The 25,540-nt window shown below is 67.1% G+C and carries 32 protein-coding genes; 29 read left to right on the forward strand and 3 right to left on the reverse strand.

Translation table 11 applies throughout. From position 1 onward, the window contains the following. Position 1: 1 nt before the first annotated feature. The 24 genes from rplD to gdhA all read left to right on the forward strand — a co-directional run bounded on the left by rplD (position 2) and on the right by gdhA (position 14,895). Positions 2–625, forward strand: a complete 624-nt coding sequence (rplD, locus tag K3A85_RS07635; RefSeq protein WP_225205864.1) for a 50S ribosomal protein L4 — start codon at positions 2–4, stop codon at positions 623–625. Next, a complete protein-coding gene (locus tag K3A85_RS07640) occupies positions 618–923 on the forward strand; it encodes a 50S ribosomal protein L23 (protein WP_225205865.1) in 306 nt (101 codons plus the stop codon). The genes rplD and K3A85_RS07640 overlap by 8 nt, the downstream gene beginning before the upstream one ends. Before the next feature lie 13 nt (positions 924–936). Next, on the forward strand, positions 937–1,773 hold the full coding sequence (gene rplB, locus K3A85_RS07645; RefSeq protein ID WP_169492437.1) for a 50S ribosomal protein L2: 837 nt from the start codon (positions 937–939) through the stop codon (positions 1,771–1,773). Positions 1,774–1,779: 6 nt separating this feature from the next. Next, positions 1,780–2,058, forward strand: a complete 279-nt coding sequence (gene rpsS / locus K3A85_RS07650; protein ID WP_169492438.1) for a 30S ribosomal protein S19 — start codon at positions 1,780–1,782, stop codon at positions 2,056–2,058. Continuing rightward, positions 2,058–2,435 (forward strand): 50S ribosomal protein L22, encoded by a 378-nt coding sequence (gene rplV / locus K3A85_RS07655; protein ID WP_169492439.1) that lies wholly within the window; start codon positions 2,058–2,060, stop codon positions 2,433–2,435. The genes rpsS and rplV overlap by 1 nt, the downstream gene beginning before the upstream one ends. Positions 2,436–2,437: 2 nt before the next feature. Next, positions 2,438–3,148, forward strand: coding sequence for a 30S ribosomal protein S3 (gene rpsC / locus K3A85_RS07660; RefSeq protein ID WP_225205866.1), 711 nt, complete (start codon positions 2,438–2,440; stop codon positions 3,146–3,148). Positions 3,149–3,151: 3 nt separating this feature from the next. Then, positions 3,152–3,586 carry a 50S ribosomal protein L16 gene (gene rplP, locus K3A85_RS07665; RefSeq protein ID WP_225205867.1) on the forward strand — a complete coding sequence of 145 codons (435 nt, stop codon included), beginning with the start codon at positions 3,152–3,154 and terminating at the stop codon, positions 3,584–3,586. Between the two features lie 12 nt (positions 3,587–3,598). Continuing rightward, complete coding sequence (rpmC, locus tag K3A85_RS07670; RefSeq protein WP_225205868.1) at positions 3,599–3,802, forward strand: 50S ribosomal protein L29; 204 nt, start codon at positions 3,599–3,601, stop codon at positions 3,800–3,802. Positions 3,803–3,812: 10 nt separating this feature from the next. Beyond that, the gene (gene rpsQ, locus K3A85_RS07675) at positions 3,813–4,082 is read left to right on the forward strand and encodes a 30S ribosomal protein S17 (RefSeq protein WP_225205869.1); all 270 of its coding nucleotides are present in this window, start codon (positions 3,813–3,815) and stop codon (positions 4,080–4,082) included. 67 nt (positions 4,083–4,149) lie between these two features. Further along, the gene (gene rplN, locus K3A85_RS07680) at positions 4,150–4,518 is read left to right on the forward strand and encodes a 50S ribosomal protein L14 (RefSeq protein ID WP_169492443.1); all 369 of its coding nucleotides are present in this window, start codon (positions 4,150–4,152) and stop codon (positions 4,516–4,518) included. Continuing rightward, complete coding sequence (gene rplX, locus K3A85_RS07685; RefSeq protein ID WP_169492444.1) at positions 4,518–4,835, forward strand: 50S ribosomal protein L24; 318 nt, start codon at positions 4,518–4,520, stop codon at positions 4,833–4,835. Before rplN ends, rplX begins: the two co-directional genes overlap by 1 nt. Beyond that, positions 4,828–5,409, forward strand: a complete 582-nt coding sequence (rplE, locus tag K3A85_RS07690; protein ID WP_225205870.1) for a 50S ribosomal protein L5 — start codon at positions 4,828–4,830, stop codon at positions 5,407–5,409. The genes rplX and rplE overlap by 8 nt, the downstream gene beginning before the upstream one ends. 27 nt (positions 5,410–5,436) lie before the next feature. Continuing rightward, positions 5,437–5,742 (forward strand): 30S ribosomal protein S14, encoded by a 306-nt coding sequence (gene rpsN / locus K3A85_RS07695; RefSeq protein ID WP_225205871.1) that lies wholly within the window; start codon positions 5,437–5,439, stop codon positions 5,740–5,742. Positions 5,743–5,752: 10 nt separating this feature from the next. Continuing rightward, positions 5,753–6,148 carry a 30S ribosomal protein S8 gene (gene rpsH / locus K3A85_RS07700; protein ID WP_169492447.1) on the forward strand — a complete coding sequence of 132 codons (396 nt, stop codon included), beginning with the start codon at positions 5,753–5,755 and terminating at the stop codon, positions 6,146–6,148. Next, positions 6,148–6,681: a 50S ribosomal protein L6 gene (gene rplF / locus K3A85_RS07705; protein WP_225205872.1), complete on the forward strand. Its 534-nt coding sequence runs from the start codon at positions 6,148–6,150 to the stop codon at positions 6,679–6,681. The genes rpsH and rplF overlap by 1 nt, the downstream gene beginning before the upstream one ends. Beyond that, a complete protein-coding gene (gene rplR / locus K3A85_RS07710; protein ID WP_225205873.1) occupies positions 6,681–7,031 on the forward strand; it encodes a 50S ribosomal protein L18 in 351 nt (116 codons plus the stop codon). The genes rplF and rplR overlap by 1 nt, the downstream gene beginning before the upstream one ends. 2 nt (positions 7,032–7,033) lie before the next feature. Then, complete coding sequence (rpsE, locus tag K3A85_RS07715) at positions 7,034–7,753, forward strand: 30S ribosomal protein S5 (protein WP_225205874.1); 720 nt, start codon at positions 7,034–7,036, stop codon at positions 7,751–7,753. 5 nt (positions 7,754–7,758) lie between these two features. Beyond that, a complete protein-coding gene (gene rpmD / locus K3A85_RS07720; RefSeq protein ID WP_225205875.1) occupies positions 7,759–7,935 on the forward strand; it encodes a 50S ribosomal protein L30 in 177 nt (58 codons plus the stop codon). A 384-nt stretch (positions 7,936–8,319) separates the two neighbouring features. After that, positions 8,320–9,474: an acyltransferase family protein gene (locus tag K3A85_RS07725; protein ID WP_225205876.1), complete on the forward strand. Its 1,155-nt coding sequence runs from the start codon at positions 8,320–8,322 to the stop codon at positions 9,472–9,474. Positions 9,475–9,639: 165 nt separating this feature from the next. Further along, entirely contained in the window at positions 9,640–10,119 is a 480-nt protein-coding gene (gene rplO / locus K3A85_RS07730) for a 50S ribosomal protein L15 (RefSeq protein WP_225205877.1), read from the forward strand. 159 nt (positions 10,120–10,278) lie between these two features. Then, entirely contained in the window at positions 10,279–11,646 is a 1,368-nt protein-coding gene (gene secY, locus K3A85_RS07735) for a preprotein translocase subunit SecY (protein ID WP_225205878.1), read from the forward strand. Between the two features lie 30 nt (positions 11,647–11,676). Beyond that, positions 11,677–12,321 carry an adenylate kinase gene (locus tag K3A85_RS07740; RefSeq protein ID WP_225205879.1) on the forward strand — a complete coding sequence of 215 codons (645 nt, stop codon included), beginning with the start codon at positions 11,677–11,679 and terminating at the stop codon, positions 12,319–12,321. Between the two features lie 62 nt (positions 12,322–12,383). After that, the gene (locus tag K3A85_RS07745) at positions 12,384–13,346 is read left to right on the forward strand and encodes an SRPBCC family protein (protein WP_225205880.1); all 963 of its coding nucleotides are present in this window, start codon (positions 12,384–12,386) and stop codon (positions 13,344–13,346) included. 193 nt (positions 13,347–13,539) lie between these two features. Beyond that, on the forward strand, positions 13,540–14,895 hold the full coding sequence (gdhA, locus tag K3A85_RS07750) for an NADP-specific glutamate dehydrogenase (RefSeq protein WP_225205881.1): 1,356 nt from the start codon (positions 13,540–13,542) through the stop codon (positions 14,893–14,895). Between the two features lie 1,701 nt (positions 14,896–16,596). Here gdhA and K3A85_RS07755 read toward each other — a convergent pair. The 3 genes from K3A85_RS07755 to K3A85_RS07765 all read right to left on the reverse strand — a co-directional run bounded on the left by K3A85_RS07755 (position 16,597) and on the right by K3A85_RS07765 (position 19,873). After that, complete coding sequence (locus K3A85_RS07755) at positions 16,597–16,974, reverse strand: GtrA family protein (RefSeq protein WP_225205882.1); 378 nt, start codon at positions 16,972–16,974, stop codon at positions 16,597–16,599. A 1-nt stretch (position 16,975) separates the two neighbouring features. Continuing rightward, complete coding sequence (locus tag K3A85_RS07760; RefSeq protein WP_225205883.1) at positions 16,976–18,001, reverse strand: glycosyltransferase family 2 protein; 1,026 nt, start codon at positions 17,999–18,001, stop codon at positions 16,976–16,978. A gap of 69 nt (positions 18,002–18,070) precedes the next feature. Continuing rightward, positions 18,071–19,873 (reverse strand): hypothetical protein, encoded by a 1,803-nt coding sequence (locus K3A85_RS07765; protein WP_225205884.1) that lies wholly within the window; start codon positions 19,871–19,873, stop codon positions 18,071–18,073. Positions 19,874–20,257: 384 nt separating this feature from the next. On the opposite strand from K3A85_RS07765, the gene rpsM reads away from it, so the two are divergent. From rpsM to K3A85_RS07790, 5 genes are all read left to right on the forward strand, one after another. Continuing rightward, complete coding sequence (gene rpsM, locus K3A85_RS07770) at positions 20,258–20,626, forward strand: 30S ribosomal protein S13 (protein WP_225205885.1); 369 nt, start codon at positions 20,258–20,260, stop codon at positions 20,624–20,626. A 54-nt stretch (positions 20,627–20,680) separates the two neighbouring features. After that, a complete protein-coding gene (rpsK, locus tag K3A85_RS07775; protein WP_008065643.1) occupies positions 20,681–21,070 on the forward strand; it encodes a 30S ribosomal protein S11 in 390 nt (129 codons plus the stop codon). A 118-nt stretch (positions 21,071–21,188) separates the two neighbouring features. After that, positions 21,189–22,253: a DNA-directed RNA polymerase subunit alpha gene (locus tag K3A85_RS07780; RefSeq protein ID WP_225205886.1), complete on the forward strand. Its 1,065-nt coding sequence runs from the start codon at positions 21,189–21,191 to the stop codon at positions 22,251–22,253. 241 nt (positions 22,254–22,494) lie between these two features. Then, positions 22,495–22,920, forward strand: a complete 426-nt coding sequence (rplQ, locus tag K3A85_RS07785) for a 50S ribosomal protein L17 (RefSeq protein WP_225205887.1) — start codon at positions 22,495–22,497, stop codon at positions 22,918–22,920. A gap of 505 nt (positions 22,921–23,425) precedes the next feature. After that, positions 23,426–25,495 (forward strand): prolyl oligopeptidase family serine peptidase, encoded by a 2,070-nt coding sequence (locus K3A85_RS07790; RefSeq protein ID WP_225205888.1) that lies wholly within the window; start codon positions 23,426–23,428, stop codon positions 25,493–25,495. Positions 25,496–25,540 lie beyond the last annotated feature (45 nt).

Consider the following 25,540-nt stretch of genomic DNA (forward strand, 5'->3'; position numbering starts at 1 on the left):
CGTGAAGGTTCAGGTTCTCAACCTCGACGGCACCACCGGCAACGGCGAAGTCGAACTCTCGGACGACGTGTTCGGCCTCGAGCCGCGCGCCGACATCCTGCATCGCGTCGTCACCTGGCAGCTCGAAAACCGCCGCGGCATCGCCCGCAAGGCGCGCGAGCGTTCGGACGTTGCCCGCACCGGCAAGAAGTTCGGTCGCCAGAAGGGTGGCGGCACCGCCCGTCACGGCGACCGCAAGGCGCCCGTGTTCATCGGCGGCGGCAAGGCGCACGGCCCGCGCGTTCGCGAGTTCAACATCTCGCTGAACAAGAAGGTCCGCGCGCTCGGCCTCAAGATGGCGCTCTCGAGCAAGGCCAAGGCCGGTCTCGTCGTGGTCGACACGCTCGACGTCGACGGCAAGACCAAGGCGCTGGCCGCCACGCTCGCCAAGTCCGGCTTCGGCAAGAAGGTGCTCGTGATCGACGGCGAAGCCGTCAACGACAACTTCGCCAAGGCTGCCCGCAACATCATCGGTGTCAACGTCCTGCCGGCGATCGGCGCGAACGTCTACGACATCCTGAAGCACGACACGCTGGTGCTGACGCGCGCTGCGGTCGAAAAGCTGGAGGCGCGTTTCAATGGCTAAGGAAGCGATCGACACGCGCCACTACGACGTGATCGTGGCTCCCCACATCACCGAGAAGTCGACGCTGCTGTCCGAGCACAACGCCGTGGTCTTCAAGGTTGCCGACAAGGCGACCAAGCCGGAGATCAAGGCGGCGGTCGAAGCCCTGTTCAACGTCAAGGTCACCGGCGTGAACACGCTGACCCAGAAGGGCAAGACCAAGCGCTGGAAGGGCAAGCCCTACAAGCGTTCGGACGTCAAGAAGGCCGTCGTGACGCTGGCAGCAGGCCAGTCGATCGACGTCACCAGCGGTATCTGAGGCGGGTAGAACCATGGCACTCAAGACCTACAATCCGACCAGCCCCGCCCGGCGCGGCCTGGTCCTCGTCGACAAGTCGGCGCTGTGGAAGGGCAAGCCCGTCAAGGCGCTGACCGAAGGCAAGCGCAAGACCGGCGGCCGCAACAACAAGGGCCACGTGACCAGCCGCGGCATCGCGGGCGGCCACAAGCAGAAGTACCGCTACATCGACTTCAAGCGTCGCAAGTGGGACATGCCGGCCACCGTCGAGCGTCTGGAATACGACCCCAACCGCACGGCGTTCATCGCCCTCGTCAAGTACGAGGACGGCGAGCAGGCCTACATCCTGGCGCCGCAGCGTCTGGCCGTCGGCGACACCATCGTCGCCGGTGAGAAGACCGACGTGAAGCCGGGCAACGCCATGCTGCTGTCGCAGATGCCGGTCGGCACCATCATCCACAACGTGGAGATGAAGCCGGGCAAGGGCGGGCAGATCGCGCGTTCGGCAGGCACCTATGTCCAGCTCGTCGGTCGTGACCGCGGCATGGTCATCGTCCGCCTCAACTCGGGCGAGCAGCGCTACCTGCGTGGCGACTGCATGGGCACCGTCGGCGCCGTGTCGAACCCCGACAACGCCAACCAGAACCTTGCCAAGGCCGGTCGCAACCGCTGGCTCGGCCGTCGTCCGCTGACCCGCGGCGTCGCCAAGAACCCGGTCGACCACCCGCACGGTGGTGGTGAAGGCCGCACCTCGGGTGGCCGTCATCCGGTGACCCCGTGGGGCAAGCCGACCAAGGGCGCCCGCACCCGTCACAACAAGCAGACGGACAAGATGATCATCCGTTCGCGCCACGCGAAGAAGAAGAGGTAACACCCCATGGCACGCTCCGTCTGGAAGGGCCCCTTCGTCGACCTGCACCTCCTGAAGAAAGCGGAAGTCGCTCAGGATGCAGGCGGCCGCGCCGGCCCGATCAAGACCTGGTCGCGTCGTTCGACCATCATTCCGCAGTTCGTTGGCCTGACGTTCAACGTCTACAACGGGCAGAAGTTCATCCCCGTCTCCGTCTCGGAAGAGATGGTCGGCCACAAGCTCGGCGAGTTCGCGCCCACGCGCAACTTCCCCGGCCACGCCGCTGACAAGAAGGGCAAGCGCTGATGAGCAAGCCTAAGGCACCCCGTCGCGTCGGCGACAAGGAAGCGCTGTCGGTCGGCACGCAGATCCGTGGTTCGGCGCAGAAGCTGAACCTGGTGGCGGCGCTGATCCGCGGCCACAAGGCCGAAGATGCGATGAACATCCTCGCCTTCTCGAAGAAGGCGATGGCGGTCGACGCCCGCAAGGTGCTCGCTTCGGCGATCGCCAACGCGGAAAACAACCACAACCTGGACGTCGACTCGCTCGTCGTGGCGGAAGCCTCGGTCGGCAAGTCGATCACGATGAAGCGCTTCCACACCCGTGGTCGCGGCAAGTCGACCCGGATCCTGAAGCCGTTCTCGCGCCTCCGGATCGTCGTCCGCGAAGTCGAGGAGGCCTGATCATGGGTCACAAGTCGAACCCCATCGGTCTGCGCCTTCAGATCAACCGTACCTGGGACAGCCGCTGGTACGCCGAAGGCCGTTCCTACGAGCAGCTGCTCAAGGAAGACCTGCAGATCCGCAAGTACATCGTCGAGAACCTGCCCCAGGCGGCGATCTCGAAGGTGGTCATCGAGCGTCCGGCCAAGCTGTGCCGCGTGTCGATCTATGCCGCTCGTCCGGGCGTCATCATCGGCAAGAAGGGCGCTGACATCGAGAAGCTTCGTTCGAAGCTCGCGACGATGACCCAGAGCGACGTCAAGCTGAACATCGTCGAGATCCGCAAGCCGGAAATCGACAGCAAGCTCGTTGCCCAGGGCATTGCCGACCAGCTCGTCCGTCGCGTCGCCTTCCGCCGTGCGATGAAGCGCGCGGTGCAGTCGGCGCTGCGTCTTGGCGCCGAAGGCATCAAGATCACCTGCGGCGGCCGTCTCGGCGGCGCGGAAATCGCGCGCGTCGAATGGTACCGCGAAGGTCGCGTGCCGCTGCACACGCTGCGCGCGAACATCGACTATGCCGAGGCCGAAGCCCACACCGCCTACGGCGTGATCGGCATCAAGACCTGGATCTTCAAGGGCGAGATTCTCGGTCACGACCCGATGGCGCAGGACCGCCTGATGATGGAAGCGCAGACTTCCGGCGTCCGTCCGGCCCGCGAAGACCGCAGGAACTAAGCCATGCTGCAACCGAAGAAGACCAAGTTCCGCAAGGCGTTCAAGGGCCGCATCCATGGCGCCGCCAAGGGTGGCACCGACCTGAACTTCGGGTCCTACGGCCTCAAGGCCATGGAACCCGAGCGCGTCACCGCGCGCCAGATCGAAGCCGCCCGTCGTGCGATCACCCGCCACATCCGCCGTCAGGGCCGCCTGTGGATCCGCGTGTTCCCCGACGTGCCGGTGTCGAAGAAGCCTGCCGAAGTCCGTCAGGGCAAGGGCAAGGGCTCGATCGAATACTGGGCGGCGCGCGTGAAGCCGGGCCGCATCCTGTTCGAGCTGGACGGCGTTCCGGGCCCGCTCGCGGCCGAGGCGTTCAGCCGCGCCGCGATGAAGCTGCCGATCAAGACCAAGGTCGTCGCCCGCCTCGGTGACACCTCGCACCTTGGCGGCGAGTAAGGAGAGACTACGATGGCCAAGTTCGAAGACCTTCGCGTCAAGAGCGACGACCAGCTCTCTGCTGATCTCGCCGAGCTCAAGCGCGAGCAGTTCAACCTGCGTTTCCAGGCGGCGACGAGCCAGCTGGAGCGTCCGGCGCGCATCAAGGAAGTGCGCCGCGACATCGCTCGCATCAAGACGCTGCAGACTGAGCGTTCTCAGTCGCCCAAGGCGTAAGGAGTACACGATGCCCAAGCGTATTCTGATCGGGACCGTGGTCTCCGACAAGACCGACAAGACCGTGGTGGTCAAGGTCGAGCGCAAGGTGAAGCACCCGCTCTACGGGAAGATCATCCGCCGCTCGAAGAAGTACCATGCGCACGACGAGCAGAACTCGTTCAAGACCGGCGAAACCGTCCGCATCGAGGAAACGGCGCCGATCTCGAAGCTGAAGACGTGGAAGGTCATCGACCGCGTCACGGCCGGCAAGACCGCCGCGATCGAAGCCGACGTCTGACGTCTTACCGAGCGATTTTGGAACTGCCGGACTGGTTCCGGCAAGCCAGTGAGAAGGAACCGGATCAATGATCCAGATGCAATCCAATCTCGACGTCGCGGACAACAGCGGCGCCAAGCGCGTCCAGTGCATCAAGGTGCTGGGCGGGTCGAAGCGTCGTTTTGCCGGCGTCGGCGACATCATCGTGGTGTCGGTGAAGGAAGCGCAGCCGCGCGCCCGCGTGAAGAAGGGCGACGTGCACCGCGCCGTGATCGTGCGCACGAAGAAGGACGTCCGCCGTGCCGACGGCAGCGTGATCCGCTTCGACAGCAACGCCGCCGTGCTCGTCGGCAAGAACGAAGAGCCGATCGGCACCCGTATCTTCGGCCCCGTCGTCCGCGAACTGCGCGGCAAGGGCTTCATGAAGATCATCTCGCTCGCTCCGGAGGTGCTGTAATGGCCGCCGCGAAGATCAAGAAGGGTGACAGCGTCGTCGTCCGCTCGGGCAAGGACAAGGGCCGCACCGGCACGGTGCTCCAGGTCCTGCCCAAGGACAACAAGGTCGTCGTCGCCGGCGTGAACATCGCCACGCGTCACCGCAAGCCGAGCCAGGCCAACCCCCAGGGCGGCATCGACCGCTCGGAGGCGCCGCTCCACATCTCGAAGGTCGCGGTCGCGGACAAGGATGGCAAGCCCACCCGCGTCCGTTTCGAGGAGCGCGACGGCAAGAAGGTCCGCGTGGCCGTCAAGTCCGGGGAGGCCATCGATGGCTGACAAGTACGTTCCGCGTCTGAAGGCCAAGTACGAAGCCGACATCGCCAAGGCGATGCAGGCCAAGTTCGGCTACAAGAACGCCATGGAAATCCCGAAGATCGAGAAGATCACGCTCAACATGGGCGTCGGTGAGGCGAGCCAGGACAAGAAGAAGGTCACCACGGCCGCTGCCGAGATGGAACTCATCGCCGGCCAGAAGCCCGTGATCACCAAGGCGAAGAAGTCGATCGCGCAGTTCAAGCTGCGTGAGGGCATGCCGATCGGTTGCAAGGTCACCCTGCGCCGCGAACGCATGTACGAGTTCCTCGACCGCCTGATCACCATCGCGATGCCCCGCATCCGCGACTTCCGTGGTCTGAACCCCAAGTCGTTCGACGGCCGCGGCAACTACGCGATGGGTCTGAAGGAGCAGATCATCTTCCCGGAGATCAGCTACGATCAGATCGAGAAGGTGCGCGGCATGGACATCATCGTCACCACCACCGCGAAGACCGACGACGAAGCGCGCGAGCTGCTTCGCCTGTTCGGCTTCCCGTTCCCGCTGGACGCTGCTGAACAGCAGCAGGCCGCGTAAGTCAGTTCCAAGGAAGAGCTTAAGTCCATGGCGAAACTGAGTTCGATCAACAAGAACGAGAAGCGCAAGAAGCTCGTTCAGAAGTATGCAGCCAAGTTCGCTGCGCTCAAGGCCCAGGCCGACGATGAATCGCTCGACGAAACCGAGCGCCTGATCGCCCGCCTCAAGCTGGCCGAGCTGCCGCGCAACGCGAACCCGACCCGGGTGCGCAACCGCTGCAACACCACCGGCCGTCCGCGCGGCTACTACCGCAAGTTTGGCCTGTGCCGCGTCGAGCTGCGCGACCTGGCCAACAAGGGGCTCATCCCCGGCGTGACCAAGTCGAGCTGGTAAGGATCATCCGATGGCATTGACCGACCCCCTGGGTGATATGCTCACCCGCATCCGCAACGGCCAGCAGGCGAAGAAGGACGCAGTCCTCTCGCCCGCTTCGAAGCTGCGTGCGCACGTGCTCGAAGTCCTTCAGCGCGAAGGCTACATCCGCGGCTTCTCGGAGGACACCACCGGTGCCCACCCGCAGCTGCGCATCGAGCTCAAGTATTTCGAGGGCCAGCCCGCGATCAAGCATGTGGCCCGTGTCTCCAAGCCCGGCCGCCGCGTCTACTCGGGTTCGAAGGAACTCCCGGTGATCCGCAACGGCCTTGGCATCACCATCGTCTCGACGCCCAAGGGCGTGCTCTCGGATGCCGAGGCGCGCGCTGCCAACGTCGGCGGCGAAGTGCTGGCGGAGGTGTTCTGATGAGCCGCATCGGCAAGAAGCCGGTGGCGATCCCGAGCGGGGTCTCCGCCGATATCGCGAACGGTGTGCTGACCGTGAAGGGCCCCAAGGGTACCCTCACGCTCAACCTGCGCGACGAGATCAGCTACACCGTCGAAGGTGACAGCATCCTCGTCAAGCCGGCGAACGACACCAAGCAGGCGCGCGCCTTCTGGGGCATGCAGCGCACGCTGGTCTCGAACCTCGTCACCGGCGTGACCGAAGGATACACCAAGGTTCTCGAGATCACCGGTGTCGGCTACCGCGCCACGGCCCAGGGCAAGAACCTGAAGCTGCAGCTCGGCTACAGCCACGACGTCGACTTCGCGGTGCCCGAAGGCATCGAGATCAAGACGCCCGACAACACCACGGTGCAGATCTCCGGCATCGACAAGCAGAAGGTCGGCCAGGTTGCGGCCGAGATCCGTCGCTGGCGCAAGCCCGAACCCTACAAGGGCAAGGGCATCAAGTACCGCGGCGAGTTCATCTTCCGCAAGGAAGGGAAGAAGAAGTAATGGCCAAGCTGTCCCTCTTCGATCGCCGCCGCCGCCGCGTCCGCACTGCGCTCAAGGCGCGTGCCGGTGGCCGTCCGCGCCTTTCGGTGCACCGTTCGGGCCGTCACATCTACGCCCAGATCATCGACGACGCCGCCGGCAAGACCCTTGCCGCCTCGTCGTCGCTGGTGAAGGGCCAGAAGTCGATCGGCGCCAACGTCGATGCGGCCGCCCAGGTCGGCAAGGACATCGCCGAGAAGGCGAAGGCTGCCGGCATCACCACCGTCGTGTTCGATCGCGGCGGCTTCCTGTTCCATGGCCGCGTCAAGGCGCTGGCTGACGCTGCCCGCGAAGGCGGCCTGGAGTTCTGACGATGGCTGACGAAACCAACCTGGACGCCGCCGCACCGGTCGAAGCGACCGGCGGCGAGCCGCAGCGTGAAGGTCGTGGCCGTGGCCGTGGCCGTGGTGGCAACGATCGCGGCGAACGCGGCGAGCGTGGCGGCCGTGGCCGTCGCGACGACCGTCGTGGCCGTGGCAACAACGAGGAAGAAGGTGGCGAGGAGCTCATCGAGAAGCTCGTCCACATCAACCGCGTTTCGAAGACCGTGAAGGGCGGCAAGCGCTTCGGCTTCGCCGCGCTCGTCGTGGTCGGCGACGGCAAGGGCCGCGTCGGCTTCGGTCATGGCAAGGCGCGCGAAGTGCCCGAAGCCATCACCAAGGCGACCGCCTCGGCCAAGAAGAAGATGGTCCGCGTTCCGCTCAAGGAAGGCCGCACCCTGCACCACGACGGCAAGGGCCGTTTCGGCGCGGGTAAGGTCAACGTGCGCTCGGCGCCGGCCGGTACCGGCATCATCGCCGGTGGTCCGATGCGCGCCGTGTTCGAGAGCCTAGGCGTTGCCGACGTGGTGACCAAGTCGGTCGGCACCAGCAACCCCTACAACATGATCCGCGCCACCTTCGACGCGCTGACCGACCAGACTTCGCCGAAGTCGGTCGCCCAGCGTCGCGGCAAGAAGGTTGCAGACCTGCTCGGTCGCGGCGGCGCAACGGCGGTCGAGGCGGAAGCCGAAGCCGCTGCCATCGTGGAGTAAGCATCATGGCGACTATCAAGATCAAGCAGATCGGTTCGCCGATCCGCCGCCCGGAAAGCCAGAAGAAGATCCTGGTCGGCCTGGGCCTCGGCAAGATGAACCGCGTGGTCGAGGTGGAAGACACCGCCGAAGTCCGCGGCGCGATCGCCAAGCTGCCGCACATGGTGGCCGTGGTCGACTGACCACCGCCCGCCTGCAGGCACCAACACGAAAGGCCCCGGCAGCAATGCCGGGGCCTTTTGCGTTGTGGTCGACTTTCCGTGCCCGTGCGTTCGCAACGCTTCGAGGCACTTGGTGCGCCGCACTATCGTACTGGCGATCCCACGCCCGATAGTGCGCGCTCAGGTAAGGGGAGGGCCGCTCTTCTGGGTCCAAAGACGCTAGGATCCTCTGGCCTTGTCGGGTTGGCGCACTCTTGTGGGATGCGCGGCTGAAGTCGTTCAATCACGCAGGAGAAACGCGCAGCCGCGGTTGTCCCCCGGTGTCCTTTCTGATACTCCCAAAATGGAGGAGTCAGGCCGACTGCGTGTCGGACTGCAGGTGTGACTTGCACCTTGGAGGCATCAGTGGCGCAATCGAACGAGACCATCGAGAAGTTCGAGTTCGTCGACGTCCTGCGTGGACTTGCGGTGCTGATGGTTATCGTCGTTCACCATGGCCAGAAGTATACTGCAATCGGTAACGCCTATTACCTGATTGCGTTCGGGCAATTTGGCGTACAGTTGTTCTTCGTTGCGTCTGCATTCACCCTTTGCCACTCGGCAACATCGCGCGGTTGCGAGCCGAATGCGTACCGCAACTTTTTGGTCCGCCGCTTCTTTCGGATTGCGCCGCTCTATTACCTCGCGATTCCGATGTATTTCGTGCTCTATCGCTACGTGAAGCACCAGGGGTACGAGATCTACACCCCGCTCAACATCGCACTTAACGTCACGTTCCTACAGTCGTTTCGCGAGGAAGCGATGAACGGGATCGTGCCGGGGGGGTGGAGCATCGGCGTCGAAGTGCTGTTCTACTTGATCTTCCCTGTCCTGTTCGCACTGGTCTCGGGCTGGGTAGATATGCGTCGCTGGAAGGTCGTATGCGGCCTGCCATTGGTGTTCACAGCCATCTCCCTCCTGGTATGGGTCGGCATTCCTGTCGATCGCGAGATGATGTATTACAGTCTTTTCAACCAGTTGCCGGCGTTCCTGACGGGTATGGTCCTGTATTTTGCGGCGCGCGACGGGTGGCAGCCTTCACCTCGCCGCGATTCTGTCGGCGCGGCGGCTTTCGCAATGGTTGCACTCGTCCTGCTTCTGGGTTCGCATTTTAACTGGATGCCGCGGGTCTGCCTTGCGCTCATGCCGATGGCGGCGGCGGCATGCTTTGTCTTCGTATTCAATCTTGCGCGCTTGCATGCATCGGCGCGACCGGCTCAGATCGTCGCGAAGATCGGCCAAGTCTCCTATTCGATCTACATCTTCCACTTCATTTTCGCTTGGCCGATTACGCAGCGACTGGTGGCAATGGCGGGGCGAGGGGGCGTCCCGGGGGCCGGCGGTTGGGATGTGAGAGGCTTGCTGCTTTACGTCCCGACGTTGTTGCTGACCATTGGCGCCAGCTACGCGATCGGCGTGGTCAGCAAGCACTTGATCGAGGATCGGGCGAATGTCTTTGGCCGCCGGTTCATCGTCTGGTTGGATCGGCGGGGTCGCGCGGTGGAGCGCTTGCCCGCCTAACGGGCGCGTACAGTCTCGCCGATTTTCCCCAGATGTAGAAAACGCACCTCGTCGCGGACCCGCGCCGCGCCCCTCGGTCGCGTGAGAGTCGACAACCCCCCCGCTTTCGTCTAACGGCGCCGCTTCCCATCAAGCGCGACTCAAAGCGAAAGCGAGTGCTCCGACATGACCAAGCTTAACGAACTCTCCGACAACTACGGCGCCCGCAAGGGCCGCATGCGCGTGGGCCGCGGCATCGGCTCGGGCAAGGGCAAGACCGCCGGGCGCGGCCAGAAGGGCGCCAAGGCGCGTTCGGGCGTCAGCGTCAACGGCTTCGAAGGCGGCCAGATGCCGCTCCACATGCGTCTGCCCAAGCGCGGCTTCAACAACATCTTCGCCAAGGACTATGCCCACGTGAACCTCGGCATGATCCAGAAGGCGATCGACGCCGGCAAGCTCGCCACCGACGCGGTGATCGACCATGCCGCGCTCAAGGCGGCGGGCCTCGCGCGTGGCGGCAAGGACGGCGTGCGCCTCCTCGCCAAGGGCGAACTGACCGAAAAGGTCAGCTTCAAGGTCGCCGGCGTGTCGAAGGGCGCGGCCGCTGCGGTCGAGAAGCTCGGCGGCACCGTCGAAGTGCTTGCGACCAAGGTCGAAGCTGCCTGATCTCATTTAATCGCGTATTGCGGGCGCGGGGGTTCTTGGAATCCCTGCGCCCGCTCTATATGGGCTTCACGCAAGGTCCGTCCGCGACGGGCCGCTTCCGTGAATGCGGCGCCTGACCCAATTCGTCCCGGCGCCCCAGCAAGGCTTGACACCAGACCAATGGCATCCCGCGCCGACAACATCGCCAGCAACCTCAACCTGGCGAACTTCTCGAAGGCCACCGAGCTCAAGAAGCGCATCTGGTTCACGGTGGGCGCGCTCATCGTGTTCCGGTTCCTCAGCTTCGTGCCGCTGCCGGGCGTCAATCCGCTGATCATGGAGACGCTCTACAACCAGACCCGCGGCGGCATCCTCGATATCTTCAACGCCTTCTCGGGCGGCTCGCTCCAGCGCATGAGCCTGATTGCATTGGGCGTCATGCCCTACATCACCGCCTCGATCGTGGTGCAGCTCGCCGCCTCGCTCCATCCCGCGCTCGCGGCGATGAAGAAGGAAGGCGAAAGCGGGCGCAAGAAGCTCAACCAGTACACCCGCTACGGCGCGGTGCTGCTGACCGCGATCCAGGGCTGGGTGCTCGCCTCGGGTCTCGAGGCCTATGGCGCGTCGAGCGGGCTGCAGGCGGTGGTCAACCCCGGCCTGCTGTTCAAGGTCGGCGCGGTGATCTCGCTGATCGGCGGCACCATGTTCCTGCTGTGGCTGGGCGAGCAGATCACCAGCCGCGGCATCGGCAACGGCGTTTCGCTGATCATCATGGCCGGCATCGTCGCGCAGATGCCCAAGTTCTTCGGCAACCTGTTCGAGCAGGGCCGCACCGGCTCGCTCAACCCGTTCGTGATCGCCGGCGTGCTGGCGCTGATCGTCGCGGTGGTGATCTTCATCTGCTTCTTCGAGCGCGCCACGCGCCGGCTGCTGATCCAGTATCCCAAGCGCGCGACGCAGAACGGCATGATGGCCGCCGACCGCAGCCACCTGCCCTTGAAGCTCAACACCGCGGGCGTGATCCCGCCGATCTTCGCCAGCTCGCTGCTGCTGCTGCCGCTGACCATCACCCAGTTCGCCGGCAACGCGGTGTCGCCCGACAGCACCACCGGCCAGGTGATCGTCACGCTCAACCAGTATCTCGGCCACGGCAAGCCGGTCTACATGCTGCTCTATGCGCTGGGGATCATCTTCTTCAGCTTCTTCTACACCGCGGTGGTGTTCAATCCGGAAGAGACCGCCGACAATCTCAAGAAGAACGGCGGCTTCATCCCCGGCATCCGCCCGGGCAAGAACACCGCCACCTATCTCGACTATGTCCTGACCCGCATCACCGTGCTCGGCGCCGCCTACATCACCGTGGTCTGCGTGGTCCCCGAATGGATCATGGCCGAAACCGGCATGGGCACGTTGTTCTTCGGCGGCACCAGCCTGCTGATCGTGGTCAACGTGACCGTCGACACCATCACCCAGATCCAGTCGCACCTGCTGGCGCACCAGTACGGCGACCTGATCAAGAAGGCCAAACTGAAGGGACGCATGCGCTAGGCGCAGCGCCGCAAGGGGGACGCAAGGCACGTGAACATCATCCTGTTGGGACCGCCGGGGGCGGGCAAGGGCACCCAGGCGCAACGTCTGGTCGAGCGCCACGGCATGAAGCAGCTTTCGACCGGCGACATGCTGCGCGCCGCGGTCAAGGCGGGCACCCCGGTCGGGCTCCAGGCCAAGGCGGTGATGGATGCGGGCCAGCTCGTTTCCGACGAGATCGTCTCGGCGCTGATCGGCGATGAACTCGACGCGATGCCCGCCGGGCAGGGCGCGATCTTCGACGGCTACCCGCGCACCGCGCCGCAGGCGGAATCGCTCGACGCGATCCTCGCAAGCCGCGGCCGCAAGCTCGACCACGTGATCGAGCTGGAAGTGAACGAGGACGCGCTCGTCGAGCGCATCACCGGCCGCTACACCTGCGCCACCTGCGGCAAGGGCTATCACGACAAGTTCGAGAAGCCGGCCGTCGAAGGCACTTGCGACAAGTGCGGCGGGCACGAATTCAAGCGCCGTCCCGACGACAACGAAGAGACCGTGCGCACGCGCATGGCCGAATACCGCGCCAAGACCGCGCCGATCCTGCCGATCTACGAAAGTCGCGGCATCGTCACCCGGGTCGACGGCATGGCCGACATGGACCACGTGACGGCTGCCATCGAAGCGATTATCGGCTAGGTCTCGATCGTCGCCCGCGCCGCCGCCCTGGCGGCGCCGGCGGCGCGATGGGGGGACCACCGATGTTTCAGCGACCTGCGCTCGCCCTGCTGCTCGCCGCGGCCACGATCGGCCCGGCGCGCGCCGAAGTCGTGGCGAAGGGCGACAGCGGCTTCGTCGTCCGCGTCGCCGCGCGCGTCACCAGCGATCCCGCCGCCACGTGGAAGGCGCTGTCCGCCCCGGCCCAGTGGTGGCAGGGCCAGCACACCTTTTCCGGCGATGCCGCCAATCTCACCCTCGATCCCGTTCCGGGCGGCTGCTTCTGCGAGCGCCTGCCGTTGCCGAAGACCGCGGCCAAGGGCGAGCGCCCCGGCGGCGTCCAGCACATGCGCGTGCTCTATGCCGAACCCGGCAAGGCGCTGCGCCTGTCGGGGGCGCTGGGGCCGCTGCAGAGCGAGGCGGTGCAGGGCACGCTGACGATCACGATCAAGCCGATCGACGGGGGCAGCCGGATCGTCTTCGACTACGTCGTCGGCGGCTACATGCGCTACCCGGTGGCCGAGATCGCGCCGGCGGTCGATGCGGTGATCGCGGCGCAGCTCGCGTCGCTGGCGATGAAGCTCGGCCCGATGGGCGGCGCGCCCGCGTCCACGCCCGCCCCGGCATCGGCATCGGCGCCGACGCCCGGGCCCGCGGCGGACTCCGTGGCAGCGGCCGATCCGGCTGCACCGTCTCCGTCCGGCGATGCGTCCGCCGCGGCGCTGGCGCCGCAGGGGTGGAGCCTGCCGCCGGGGCCGGGCAGCAAGCCCGCGCGCCGTGCCGCCCCTCTGGCGCCGCCGCCCGCTGCCGCTGCCGCTCCCGCCGCCGCGAAGCCCGCCGCGCCCAAGCCGCCGGCCAGGCCTGCTGTCGCGCCCGCAGCAAAGCCTGCCGCCAGGCCGCCGGCAAAGCCTGCCGCAAAGCCGGTCGCCAAGCCGGTGGACCAGGAGCACGAGGACGCCAACGCCGCGTTCGATGCGCTGCTCGGGCCTGCGCCGACGCCGCAATAGGGGCAGCGCCCGCCCAAGCTGCATCCAACTCGGTGCGAACGCCTACCCAGGGCGCAAAAAATCGTTACGTTCCAGCTCACAAGGAGCGCGACTCGGCCTCGATCGCCACAGACGCTCCACCGGTCGCACGCGTCGTAACGACTGCCGGCCTGCCTGCACCCGCGCAGGCGCCGGCCACCGGGGGAGAGTATCAATGGCCGTGAGCGATCACGTCGACCTGCCGACGTTCATGGAAGGCGTCAGGAAGCGCAACCCGCACCAGCCCGAATTCGTCCAGGCGGTGCAGGAGGTTGCCGAGGACATCTACGAATTCATCGAGGACAAGGAAGAGTACCACGCGCAGCAGATCCTGCGCCGCATCGCCGAGCCCGATCGCGTCGTCAGCTTCCGCGTCTGCTGGGAGGACGACAACGGCAACATCCGCGTCCAGCGCGGCTACCGCGTCCAGAACAACAACGCGATCGGCCCCTACAAGGGCGGCATCCGCTTCCACCCCAGCGTCAATGAAAGCGTGCTCAAGTTCCTCGCCTTCGAGCAGACGTTCAAGAATGCGCTCACGGGCCTGCCGATGGGCGGGGGCAAGGGCGGCTCGAACTTCAATCCCAAGGGCAAGAGCGTGCGCGAGATCATGCGCTTCTGCCAGAGCTTCATGACCGAGCTCTATCGCCACATCGGCGCCGACGTCGACGTGCCGGCGGGCGACATCGGCGTCGGCGGGCGCGAGATCGGCTTCATGTTCGGCCAGTACAAGCGCATCACCAACCAGTTCACCGGCGTGCTCACCGGCAAGGGGCTGGAATACGGCGGCTCGCTGATCCGGCCCGAGGCGACCGGCTATGGCGCGGTCTACTTCCTTGCCAACATGCTCGCGACCAAGGGCGAGGATCTGGTCGGCAAGACCGCGGTCATTTCGGGCTCGGGCAACGTCGCCACGCACGCCGCCGAGAAGATCGTGCAACTGGGCGGCAAGGTGCTGACGCTGTCGGATTCGGGCGGCTTCGTCCACGATCCCGACGGCTTCACGCAGGACAAGATCGACTGGGTCAAGACCCACAAGACCCACCGCCGCGGCCGCATCCAGGACTATGTCGAGGCGTTCCCGAAGGCGACCTTCCACGAAGGCAAGACGCCGTGGGGCGTCCCCTGCGATGTCGCGCTGCCCTGCGCCACGCAGAACGAACTGCTGGGCGAGGACGCGCGCACGCTCGTCGCCAACGGCTGCAAGGCGCTGGCCGAAGGCGCGAACATGCCGACCGACCTCGAAGGCGTCCACGTGTTCAAGGCGGCCAGGCTGCTCTACGCGCCGGGCAAGGCCTCGAACGCCGGCGGCGTCGCGGTTTCGGGCCTCGAGATGAGCCAGAACTCCGAACGCCGCGCGTGGAAGGAGGAAGAACTGCAGCAGATGCTCAAGGACATCATGTTCGGCATCCACCAGTCCTGCCTTACTTATGGCGACCAGGGCGGCGGTTATGTCGATTACGTCAAGGGCGCGAACATCGCCGGCTTCAAGAAGGTGGCCGACGCGATGCTGGCCTTCGGCGTGGTCTGAGCCGGCGCGGCGCGCGCCGGACACGCGGCCCCGGTCCGCCCGCACCCCGGTCCGCCGCGCCCCGGTCCGCCCGCGCCCCGGTCCGCCTGCGATTGGCAGCGGGCCGGGGCTGGCTTATGCACCGGCGGGCAAGGGCCGATCCGGCCACGATGGCTGGAGAGCGATGACCGCACCCTCTTTCCCGGCGAAGTCCACCGGCCGGACCGAACTGCTCCTCGTCGGCCTGGTGTTCGTCGTCGGCGTGATCCTGACTTATCCGATCCCGGTGCTGCTGCTGGACAAGCCGCCCAAGTTCGCGCTGTGGTTCGACCAAGGGCAGTACCTCGCCTCGGCGCGGGCGCTGCTCCACGGCGATCTCGCCGCCGCGCGCCACTGGTATCCGCTGCTCTATCCGCTGCTGCTGGCGCCGATCGCCTGGCTGCCCTCGCTGCTCCAGACGACGCTGGTCGATCTCGTCTGCTTCCTCGCGACGTTCCTCGGCTTTCGCGAGGTCGCGGGCCGGATCGGTCTTGCCGGATGGCGGCTCGTCGCGCTGTTCCTGGTCTCGACGGTGCTCTGGCCCCGGCTCGGCAGCCAGTGGCTGCTGCCCTGGACGACCACGCCTTCGGCCGCGCTGATCTGGCTCGCGCTCGCCTCGACCAGCCGCACGCTCGATCGCGAGGCGGCGCGCGCGATGCCGCTGCGCAGCGCCGCGCTGCTCGGCGCCATGCTCGCGCTGATTCCGCTCGGCCGGCCGGGCGATGCCCCGGTGGCGGCGATCGTCGGCGCGATCGCGGGAATCGGGCTGTTGCGCCACGGGCGGCGCTGGCGCGTGCTCGGCGCGATGGCCGCCGCCGGCCTTGCCGTCGCCGCCGCCGGCCTTGCGCTGCATCTCGCGATCTACGGTGCGCGGCCTTCGCCCTACATGCTGCTGTCACGCGCCTATGGCGCCAACTTTTCGTGGATCGGATGGAAGGCCTACCTGCTGCTGGTCGAGCCGCGCCCGTGGTATCCCGAAGGGGAAGGGCTGCTGCGGGTGCTGCCGTGGCTGCCGGCCGGGCTCGCCGGGCTGCTGCTGCTGCTCGCCGATCCGCGCCGCCGGATGCTCGGCCTGCTGCTGCTGCTGCCCGCGCTCGCCTATGCCGCCGTCATGCTCGCCTATATCGACCTCCTGCCGAGCGGGCTGTGGAAGTTCAACAACGTCCACTACTTCAAGTGGCTCGTGCCCGTCTTCGTGCTCGGGCTGGCGCATTGGCTGGCGATCCTGCGGCGCGCGCCGGCCCGCGCGCTGCTGGCGCTCGCGCCGCTGCTCGCATTGGGCGCGCTGCGGCTCGAGCCGGTGGCCGTGGCGGGCGCAGCCCCGGCGCGGCTCGTCGCCTTCGCCGGGGTCGCTGCCGAGGTGAACCGGGTCTACTTCGCCCGCTCGTCGATCGGCGATGCGGCCGGGCCGATGCGCAACTACTTCGAATACCACCAGGTCCCGGCGCCGGGGCAGGGGCTGGTGCTCGCCGAGGCGCTGCGGCGCGACTTCGCGGGGAACGAGCAGTGGTTCGATCCCGCGCGCGGCGTTGCCTGGCCGTTCAACCCGATGGAGATCGACGAAGCTCCGCTGCCGGGCGTCTTCCCGCGCGCCCCGCTCGCGCGCTACGCGCCTGCGCTGACGATCGGCTGGCCCTGCTGGCTGCCGCCCTATGCCTGCCCGGTCGCCTTGCCGCGGCCCGATCAGGCGCGGAACACGAACCGGCGCGACAGCGCGAAGTTGACCGCGAGCCCCGCCAGCGATCCCGCCGCCACGCCCAGCACCGGCATCCGCGCGACCGGCGGCAAGGCCAGCACCAGCGCCGAATAGACCGCAAGGTTGACCAGCCCGCCGCCCGCGTTGACGAGGAGGAACCGCGCCCATTCGCCCACGCTCGGCGCTTGCGTTGCGGCAAAGGTGAAGCGCCGGTTGCAGCCCCAGGTGAACGTCGCCGCCACGAGATAGGACAGCGCCCGCCCGGCGAGCAGCCCGGCGCCGGTCGATCGGGCGAGGGTCAGCACGCCCGCGTCGACCACGAAGCCGGCCGCGCCGACCAGCGCGAAGCGGGCGAAGGGCGGCATCTCAGCGCGGCGCCGCCGCCGCGGCCGCCAGCGGATCGGGCGCGGCGAGCGCGTGGACCCCGGCCAGCTCGAGATAACGCAGCCGCTTCACTTCCTGCCGCGCGCGCGTCACCGAATCGAGGATCAGCCCGCTGAACACGCTCAGCCAGCCGATCAGCATCAGCCCGGTGGCGAGCACCGCGGTCGGCAGGCGCGGCACGAGGCCGGTGCGCAGGAACTCGGTCACCACCGGCCATCCCGCCAGCACCGAAAGCGCCATGAACAGCGCGCCGATCCAGCCGAACAGCTGGAATGGCCGCTCGAGCCTGAGCAGGCCGACGATCGTGCGCAGGATGCGCAAGCCGTCGCGCACGGTGTTGAGCTTGCTCGTCGATCCGGCGGGCCGGTCGGTGAAGCGCGCGCGCACTTCGTCCACCGGCATCTGCAGCTCGAGCGCATGGATCGTCAGCTCGGTCTCGATCTCGAACCCCTGCGAGGTGATCGGGAACGACTTGACGAAGCGGCGCGAAAACACGCGGTAGCCGCTCAGCATGTCGGTGAAGACATTGCCGAAGATCACCCGCACGATCCCGGTCAGCATCCGGTTGCCGAAGGCGTGCGCCGGGCGATAGGCGGTCTCGCTCACCGCGCTGCGCGTCGCCACCACCATGTCCAGCCCGTCGCGCAGCAGGCGCTCGACCATCGCCGGGGCCGCCGCGGCCTCGTAGGTCGCGTCGGCATCGCACATCAGGTAGATGTCGGCGTCGACGTCGGCGAACATCCGCCGCACGACATAGCCCTTGCCCTGGCGCCGCTCGCTGCGCACGACCGCGCCCGCCGCCCGGGCGATCTCGGCGGTCGCGTCGCGGCTGTTGTTGTCGTAGACGTAGATCGTCGCTTCGGGCAGCGCGGCGCGGAATGCCTCGATCACCGCGCCGATCGCCAGCGCCTCGTTGTAGGCGGGCAGCAGCACCGCCACGCGCGGCCCGGCCGGGCCCGGACCGGTGACCGCGCCGGGACATTGCACTTGCGCCGCCGCTGTCGTCATCACCATCCCCTGCGCCCGCCCGATGCGGGCTTCGGCCGCGCCCTAGCAGCGGCGCGCGCGCTTGTCAGGTCACAGCACGAAGTCGCCCGCGACGAGCTGGTGCGCGCCGCTCAGCACGATCATCAGGTCGGCCAGCCCGTCGCCGGTCATGTCCGCCTCGATCCGCGTGGTGCCGTCGCCGCCGATCGCATAGTGCAACTCGCCCTTGTGGCCGCTGAACGCCGCGGCGCCGATGAACCGGAAGGCGTTGTTGGTCGCCGTGCCCGCCACCGCGTCGATCGACGAAAGGTCGATGCGGTCGCCTTCGGCGTGGCTGAAGTCGACGATCCGGTCGGGCGCCGCGACCGCGGCCTTGCCGGTGTCGGCGGCCACGAAGACGAAGCGGTCGGCGCCGGTCCCGCCCTCGAGCAGGTCCTGCCCGGCGCGCCCGACCAGCCGGTCGTCGCCTGCGCCGCCGTTCAGCGTGTCGCCGCCCGCGCCGCCGTCGAGCACGTCGTTGCCGCCCTTGCCGGACAGGAGGTTGGCGGCATCGTTGCCGATCAGCCGGTTGGCGGCGTCATTGCCGGTGCCGCCTTGCGCGCTGCCGGTGAGGACCAGGTTCTCGACATAGGCGCCGAGCGTGAACGAGACCGCGGCGCGGACCGTGTCGATCCCGCCGGCATCGCCCGCATCGCTCGCCGAGACGGTCTCGAGCACCTGGTCCGCCGCGTTGTCGACGACATAGGTGTCGTTGCCCGCGCCGCCGCGCAGCATGTCCGCGCCGCCGCGGCCGTCGAGCAGGTTGGCGGCGGCATTGCCGATGATCGTGTTGGCAAGATAGTTGCCGGTGCCGTTGATCGCGGCGCTGCCGGTCAAGGTCAGGTTCTCGATCCGGCCGCGCGCCACGGCGGTGTTGGCAAGGTTGAAGCCGACGCTCGCCAGCACCGTGTCGATCCCCCCGGCGTCGGTGGTCGCGTTCGCCGTGGTCGTCTCGATCACCACGTCGCCGGCCGCGTCGACCTCGTAGCTGTCGTTGCCGGCGCCGCCCAGCATCGTGTCGGCGCCGGTCCCGCCGACCAGCCGGTCGTTGCCCGCGCCGCCGATCAGCGTGTCGTCGCCGCCGAGCCCGAACGCCCGGCCCGCGCTTGCGCCCAGTTGCAGCGTGTCGCCATAGCTGGTGCCGGCGAGGCTCTCGACCCCGGTGACGGTGATCGTGGTCCCGCCGACGCTCTGCGACCGGTTGCGCAAGTCGATGGCGACGCCCGCCGCCGCGTCGAACTGCTGGGTAAAGTCGAGCAGGTCGTCGCCGGTGCCGCCATCGAAGCTGTCGTTGCCGAAGCCGTCGAACAGCAGCAGATCGTCGCCGGCGCCGCCGCGCACGATGTCGGTTCCGCCGCCGCCGGTCACCACGTCGTCGCCGCCGCCGCCGTCGACCGTGTCATCGCCGCCGTTGCCGAAGATCTGGTCGGCGGCATTGCCCCCGGTCAGGTTGTCGTTGGAAAAGCCGCCGAAGAACACGACGTGCTCGATTCCCACCAGTCGCCCGGCGAGCCGCCCGCAATGGATGTCGGCCGAGGTGGCGTTGTGGACATAGGTCAGGCCGCTGCCGAAGTTCGAGAAGCTGACCACCGCGGTGTCGTCGCCATCGCCGCCGTCGGCAAGGCTCCAGGGATCGGCGCGCCGACCGTCGGCGGCATAGATGTACAGCACATCGTCGCCGGCCTCGCCGTAGAGCAGGTCGTGGCTGCCATAGCCGCTGCCCGACGAGCCGGTTATCCGGTCGTTGCCGGCGCCGCCATGGATGACGTCGTCGCCGTCGTAGCCGATGATGATGTCGTCGGAACTTGTGCCGTTCAGCGTGTCGTTCCCCGTTGTTCCTCCGATTTCCGCCATCGCCTCGATCCGTTACATTGCGCTATTGGCGCATCATTGCGCCCTTGCGGAGAAATCACAATGCAATTGATCGCCGCTTCGGAGTCTCGCGCCGCGATCGCCACCCCTTTGACGACCGCGCGGCGATGCAGTATCATGGCGACCTCGGCCCGAACCGCCCGTCCTTCACCGAAGTGGCGGACTTTCGCCGATTTGCGCGGCTTGGCGGTTGACGCTCCTCGCCAAAAGTCCTAAGCGCGCCTTTCACACTCAACCGGGCAGATTCTCCCCAGTCAAGGCAGAGCTTTGGTTCTTGGGGATTTTTCCCATTCCGGCCCGGGTGTGAAGCGATGAGATAGGACCCCGACTCGCCGTCGGCGTCCTGTGGAGCAGACGGAGAAACAAGTGGCTCGTATTGCCGGGGTCAACATCCCCACCAACAAGCGCGTGATCATCGCGCTCACCTACATTCACGGTATCGGCCCGTTCAAGGCCAAGCAGATCGCCGACAAGCTGGGTATCGACCATACCCGCCGCGTGGCCGACCTGTCGGACGCCGAAGTCCTGCAGATCCGCGAGACGATCGACGCCGAGCACACCGTGGAAGGCGATCTTCGTCGCGAAACCGCGATGAACATCAAGCGCCTGATGGACCTCGCGTGCTATCGTGGCCTGCGTCACCGCAAGGGCCTGCCGGTCCGCGGTCAGCGCACGCACACCAACGCCCGCACCCGCAAGGGCAAGGCCAAGCCGATCGCCGGCAAGAAGAAGTAAGATCGACCTTCACGGTCCGGTCTTCCCAACGGTTTCTCGACAGGAATTCAGCACATGGCACGCGAACCTCAGCGCATTAAGCGCCGCGAGCGCAAGAACATCACCAGTGGTGTCGCGCACGTCAACGCCAGCTTCAACAACACCATGATCACCATCACCGATGCCCAGGGCAACGCCATCTCGTGGTCGTCGGCCGGCATGATGGGCTTCAAGGGCAGCCGCAAGTCGACCCCCTATGCCGCCCAGGTGGCCGCGGACGACGCCGGCAAGAAGGCCGCCGAGCACGGCGTCCGCACCCTCGAAGTCGAAGTCAAGGGCCCCGGCTCGGGCCGCGAGAGCGCGCTGCGCGCCCTCCAGGCGGTCGGCTTCACCATCACGGCGATCCGTGACGTGACCCCGATCCCGCACAACGGCGTGCGCCCGTCGAAGCGTCGTCGCGTCTGACCTGCCTTTCGGCGACCGGCGCGGCGGATCCACCGCGCCGGCCGCCCAATATCTTTGACCGGAAGCGGCCTGCCCTCAGGCCGACTTTCGGCTCCCGAACCAACCCCAGGGGAATTCCATGACTGTCAACATCAAGAACTGGCAGGAACTGAAGAAGCCCAACTCCCTCGAGATCAAGCCCGGCACCGATGCCAAGGCGCGCGCGACCTTCGTCGCCGAACCGCTCGAGCGCGGCTTCGGTCTGACGCTCGGCAACGCGCTGCGCCGCGTGCTGCTGTCGTCGCTCCAGGGCGCGGCCGTCACCTCGATCAAGATCGAGAACGTGCTGCACGAATTCTCCTCGCTCGCCGGCGTGCGCGAGGACGTGACCGACATCGTCCTCAACGTGAAGCAGGTCGCGCTCAAGATGCAGGGCGAAGGCCCCAAGCGCCTGCAGCTCTCGGCCACCGGCCCGGGCGAGGTCAAGGCGGGTGACATCGCCGTCACCGGCGACATCGAGGTGATGAACAAGGATCTCGTGATCTGCCACCTCGACGAAGGCGCGACGTTCAACATGGAACTGACCGTCGACACCGGCAAGGGCTACGTCCCGGCCGTGTCGAACCGCCCGGTCGACGCGCCGATCGGCCTGATCCCGATCGATTCGCTCTACTCGCCGGTTCGCCAGGTCTCGTACAAGGTCGAGAACGCGCGTATCGGCCAGGAGCTCGATTACGACCGCCTCAACCTGACGGTCGAGACCGACGGCACGATTACGCCTGAAGATGCCGTGGCCTATGCCGCGCGCATCCTCCAGGACCAGCTTTCGCTGTTCGTCCACTTCGACGACCAGCTGCCGACCGGCCACGCGCCGTCGGTTGCGGGCGGCGTCGCGGCGCACACGCCCGAAGAGAGCGATGCCAACCAGCTCAACCGCTACCTGCTCAAGAAGGTGGACGAGTTGGAACTGTCGGTGCGTTCGGCCAACTGCCTCAAGAACGACAACATCATCTACATCGGCGATCTGGTCCAGAAGACCGAGGCCGAGATGCTGCGCACGCCGAACTTCGGCCGCAAGTCGCTCAACGAGATCAAGGAAGTCCTCTCGTCGATGGGCCTGCGCCTCGGCATGGACATCCCCGGCTGGCCGCCGGAAAATATCGAAGAGATGGCCAAGAAGCTCGAGCAAGAGCTCCTTGGCTGATCCATTCGGCCCATGCGGGGCTGCGAAGCGCGGTTTCCTGCGTTCCGGTGCTCACGTACTGAAAGTACGCTGCGCTCCGGTACTCGGAAACCACGCTTCTCGCTCCCACCTGGCCCAAATGGCTTCAGCCAAGGCCTGAAACTTCAGGCGACTAGGCTTTGGGAATGGGGATTTGGTCGGCCCCTCAACCGACCTGGATCGGGGTACCTGACACGGCCCCCCTACGAACGGAGACAAGAACATGCGTCACAAGCTGGGACAGCGTAAGCTCGGCCGTACTTCCTCGCACCGCATCGCGCTGCTGCGCAACCTCGCGGCCGCGCTGATCAAGCACGAGCAGATCACCACCACGCTGCCGAAGGCGAAGGAACTTCGCCCCTACCTCGAAAAGCTCATCACCCTCGCCAAGAAGGGCGGTCTGTCGAACCGCCGTCTGGCCCACGCCCGTCTGCTCGACGAAGCGCAGGAAAAGAAGCTCTTCGAAGTGCTGGCCGCGCGCTATGCCGATCGCAACGGCGGCTACACCCGCATCATCAAGGCCGGCTTCCGCGCTTCGGACGCCGCGCCGATCGCGGTGATCGAGCTGGTCGACCGCGACACCGCCGCCAAGGGCCTGGACTCGGGTCCGGTGCAGACCGCGGACGAAGACGAATACGAAGCCGCCTGATCGGGCCTTCCCGGCCGGCGGTCCGATCGGCCCGTCTTGTCGGGCTGCCTGACCAGCGCTTCGGTTGAAGCGACATCCACGGAAAAGGGGCGGCGCCGCAAGGCTGCCGCCCCTTTTTTGCCTTTGGCGGGCGTTGCCGGCCATTGCCGTTCGCGGCGCGGCGGGCGTCCTGCGGTCGCGCCCGGCGAGGGTGGTCCAGCGAGGGCGGTCCGGCCTTGTTGCATATGCAACTCCACAAGGGCGCGGCCGGGGACTGTCCTACAGCCGCGGCGCGCGGTATGCATGGGCCATGACGCACCGCCAGGCCCCCGCAAGACCGCACGCTTCCGCCATTTCCCGCGATCGCGACGAGGCCCGCGCCGGGCCTGCGGTTTTTTCGTCAGGACAGTGTAAACCCCGTCAACCCCTGCGGGCGAAAGGGATCGCCGGGCTGCGGTTCGCGCTTGCCGTCGGCGGGCTGCTGCTCCACCCCCTGCCGGTCCTTGCCAACACGAGTCCCGCCGCGATGTCGTCCGAGCCTGCCCTGCCGCCCTATCCCGCCAGCCCGCGCGGCGACGTCGTCGAAACCGCGTTCGGCGAACAGGTGGCCGATCCCTGGCGCTGGCTCGAGGCCGACGTGCGCACCGATGCCCGGGTCCACGACTGGGTCGCTGCGCAAAGCGCCTTCACCGACGCCTATCTCAAGGCGCTGCCCGAACGCCCGGCCTTCGAGGCGCGGCTCAAGGGCCTGTTCGACTACGCCCGCTTCGGCGTTCCCCGCGAGGAAGGCGGGCGGCTGTTCTACGCCTTCAATTCGGGGCTGATGAACCAGGCGCAGCTGCTCGTGCGCGATGCCGCCTCGCCCCGCGGGCGCGTGCTGCTCGATCCCAACGGCTGGGCCAGCGACGGCGCCACCGCGCTCGATGCGTGGGAGCCGTCGCCCGATGGCAACCTCCTCGCCTATACCGTGCAGGATGGCGGCTCGGACTGGCGGACGATGAAGTTCGTCGCCGCCGCCCACGGCAAGCCGCTCGCCGACGAGCTCAAGTGGGTAAAGTTCAGCGGCATCGCCTGGGTCGGCAACGACGGCGTGCTCTATTCGCGCTTCGCCGCGCCGAAGGAGGGCGAGGCGTTCCAGGCCCGCAACTACGACCAGCAGGTCTACTACCACCGCCTCGGCACGCCGCAGGACCAGGACCGGCTCGTCTACGCAACGCCCGACAAGCCCACCTGGGGCCATGGCGCGCAGGTCACCAGCGATGCGCGCTGGCTGGTCGTCACCAGCCACGAAGGCACCGATCCCACCACCGCCGTCGGCATCGCGCCCATCGGCAAGGGCGATTGGCAGGTTCGCCCGTTGATCCCCGACCTTGCCGCGCAGTGGGACCTGATCGATGGCGTGGGCGATGTGCTGTGGTTCGTCACCAGCAAGGACGCCCCGCTCAAGAAGATCGTCCGCGTCGACCTGTCGGGCGTGGAGCCGGTGTTCACCACGATCGTGCCCGAAAGCGACGCCAACCTCGATGGCGCGGCGATCGTCGGCGACCGGCTGGTCGTTGCCTACTTGCGCGACGTCAAGGCCGATGTCCGGCTGTTCACGCTCGACGGCGCGCCCGCCGGCGCGCTCGCCCTCCCGGGCGTCGGCGCGCTCGCCGGGCTGTCGGGCAAGCCGGGCAGGGCGGGGGGCTACTTCGGCTTCACCGGCTTCACCATGCCCTCGACCGTGTTCCGCTTCAGCGAGGCCGACGGCAAGGCGAGCGTGTGGGAAAAGGTCGCGCTGAAGTTCGATCCGGCCGACTACGTCAGCGAGCAGGTGTTCTACCCGTCGAAGGACGGCACGAAGATCCCGATGTTCGTGATCCGCCGCAAGGACGCCGCCGGGCCGGTGCCGACGATCCTCTACGGCTACGGCGGCTTCAACGTCTCGCTGCCGCCGGCGTTCTCCTCGACGCGGATGGCCTGGCTGGAAAGCGGCGGGGCCTATGCCGTCGCCAACTTGCGCGGCGGCGGCGAATACGGCGATGCCTGGCACGACGGCGGCCGCCGCGCGAACAAGCAGAACGTGTTCGACGATTGCATCGCGGCCGGCGAATGGCTGCTCGCCAACGGCATTGCGCCCAGGGGCGGGCTCGCGGTCGAAGGCGGCTCGAACGGCGGGCTGCTGGTCGGCGCGGTGGTCAACCAGCGCCCCGACCTGTTCGCCGCGGCGCATCCTGCGGTGGGGGTGATGGACATGCTGCGCTTCGACCGCTTCACCGCCGGGCGCTACTGGGTCGACGACTACGGCCACCCCGACCGCGCGGCGGACTGGAAGGTGCTGCGCGCCTATTCGCCCTACCACAACATCCGCGATGGCGCCGACTACCCGGCGATCCTCGTCACCACGGCGGATACCGACGACCGCGTCGTGCCCGGGCACAGCTTCAAGTACGCCGCCGCGCTGCAGGCGGCGCAGATCGGGGACAAGCCGCACCTGATCCGCATCGAGACGCGCGCCGGCCACGGCTCGGGCAAGCCGGTCGACAAGACCATCGCCGAAAGCGCCGATGTCTACGCCTTCCTCGCGCACTGGACGGGCCTTCGGCCAAGGCCCTGAAAGCGGCGCGACTTTCGCCGTTTTGCCTCTCGCCTGAAGCCCCGC

This window comes from Novosphingobium huizhouense, assembly GCF_020179475.1.
Taxonomy (GTDB): Bacteria; Pseudomonadota; Alphaproteobacteria; order Sphingomonadales; family Sphingomonadaceae; genus Novosphingobium; species Novosphingobium huizhouense.

Coding starts and splice junctions, on each gene's coding strand:
- rpmC (WP_225205868.1), top strand. CDS start 3,599: ATGGCCAAGTTCGAAGACCTTCGCGTCAAGAGCGACGACCAGCTCTCT.
- K3A85_RS07765 (WP_225205884.1), bottom strand. CDS start 19,873: ATGGCGGAAATCGGAGGAACAACGGGGAACGACACGCTGAACGGCACA.
- rplQ (WP_225205887.1), top strand. CDS start 22,495: ATGCGTCACAAGCTGGGACAGCGTAAGCTCGGCCGTACTTCCTCGCAC.
- K3A85_RS07745 (WP_225205880.1), top strand. CDS start 12,384: ATGTTTCAGCGACCTGCGCTCGCCCTGCTGCTCGCCGCGGCCACGATC.
- rpsS (WP_169492438.1), top strand. CDS start 1,780: ATGGCACGCTCCGTCTGGAAGGGCCCCTTCGTCGACCTGCACCTCCTG.
- rplP (WP_225205867.1), top strand. CDS start 3,152: ATGCTGCAACCGAAGAAGACCAAGTTCCGCAAGGCGTTCAAGGGCCGC.
- rpsQ (WP_225205869.1), top strand. CDS start 3,813: ATGCCCAAGCGTATTCTGATCGGGACCGTGGTCTCCGACAAGACCGAC.
- secY (WP_225205878.1), top strand. CDS start 10,279: ATGGCATCCCGCGCCGACAACATCGCCAGCAACCTCAACCTGGCGAAC.
- rplO (WP_225205877.1), top strand. CDS start 9,640: ATGACCAAGCTTAACGAACTCTCCGACAACTACGGCGCCCGCAAGGGC.
- rplR (WP_225205873.1), top strand. CDS start 6,681: ATGGCCAAGCTGTCCCTCTTCGATCGCCGCCGCCGCCGCGTCCGCACT.
- rpsE (WP_225205874.1), top strand. CDS start 7,034: ATGGCTGACGAAACCAACCTGGACGCCGCCGCACCGGTCGAAGCGACC.
- gdhA (WP_225205881.1), top strand. CDS start 13,540: ATGGCCGTGAGCGATCACGTCGACCTGCCGACGTTCATGGAAGGCGTC.
- rplF (WP_225205872.1), top strand. CDS start 6,148: ATGAGCCGCATCGGCAAGAAGCCGGTGGCGATCCCGAGCGGGGTCTCC.
- rpsH (WP_169492447.1), top strand. CDS start 5,753: ATGGCATTGACCGACCCCCTGGGTGATATGCTCACCCGCATCCGCAAC.
- rplB (WP_169492437.1), top strand. CDS start 937: ATGGCACTCAAGACCTACAATCCGACCAGCCCCGCCCGGCGCGGCCTG.
- rpsC (WP_225205866.1), top strand. CDS start 2,438: ATGGGTCACAAGTCGAACCCCATCGGTCTGCGCCTTCAGATCAACCGT.
- K3A85_RS07640 (WP_225205865.1), top strand. CDS start 618: ATGGCTAAGGAAGCGATCGACACGCGCCACTACGACGTGATCGTGGCT.
- K3A85_RS07760 (WP_225205883.1), bottom strand. CDS start 18,001: ATGACGACAGCGGCGGCGCAAGTGCAATGTCCCGGCGCGGTCACCGGT.
- rplV (WP_169492439.1), top strand. CDS start 2,058: ATGAGCAAGCCTAAGGCACCCCGTCGCGTCGGCGACAAGGAAGCGCTG.
- rplN (WP_169492443.1), top strand. CDS start 4,150: ATGATCCAGATGCAATCCAATCTCGACGTCGCGGACAACAGCGGCGCC.
- K3A85_RS07780 (WP_225205886.1), top strand. CDS start 21,189: ATGACTGTCAACATCAAGAACTGGCAGGAACTGAAGAAGCCCAACTCC.
- rplE (WP_225205870.1), top strand. CDS start 4,828: ATGGCTGACAAGTACGTTCCGCGTCTGAAGGCCAAGTACGAAGCCGAC.
- rplX (WP_169492444.1), top strand. CDS start 4,518: ATGGCCGCCGCGAAGATCAAGAAGGGTGACAGCGTCGTCGTCCGCTCG.
- K3A85_RS07755 (WP_225205882.1), bottom strand. CDS start 16,974: ATGCCGCCCTTCGCCCGCTTCGCGCTGGTCGGCGCGGCCGGCTTCGTG.
- rpsN (WP_225205871.1), top strand. CDS start 5,437: ATGGCGAAACTGAGTTCGATCAACAAGAACGAGAAGCGCAAGAAGCTC.
- rpmD (WP_225205875.1), top strand. CDS start 7,759: ATGGCGACTATCAAGATCAAGCAGATCGGTTCGCCGATCCGCCGCCCG.
- K3A85_RS07790 (WP_225205888.1), top strand. CDS start 23,426: ATGTCGTCCGAGCCTGCCCTGCCGCCCTATCCCGCCAGCCCGCGCGGC.
- rpsK (WP_008065643.1), top strand. CDS start 20,681: ATGGCACGCGAACCTCAGCGCATTAAGCGCCGCGAGCGCAAGAACATC.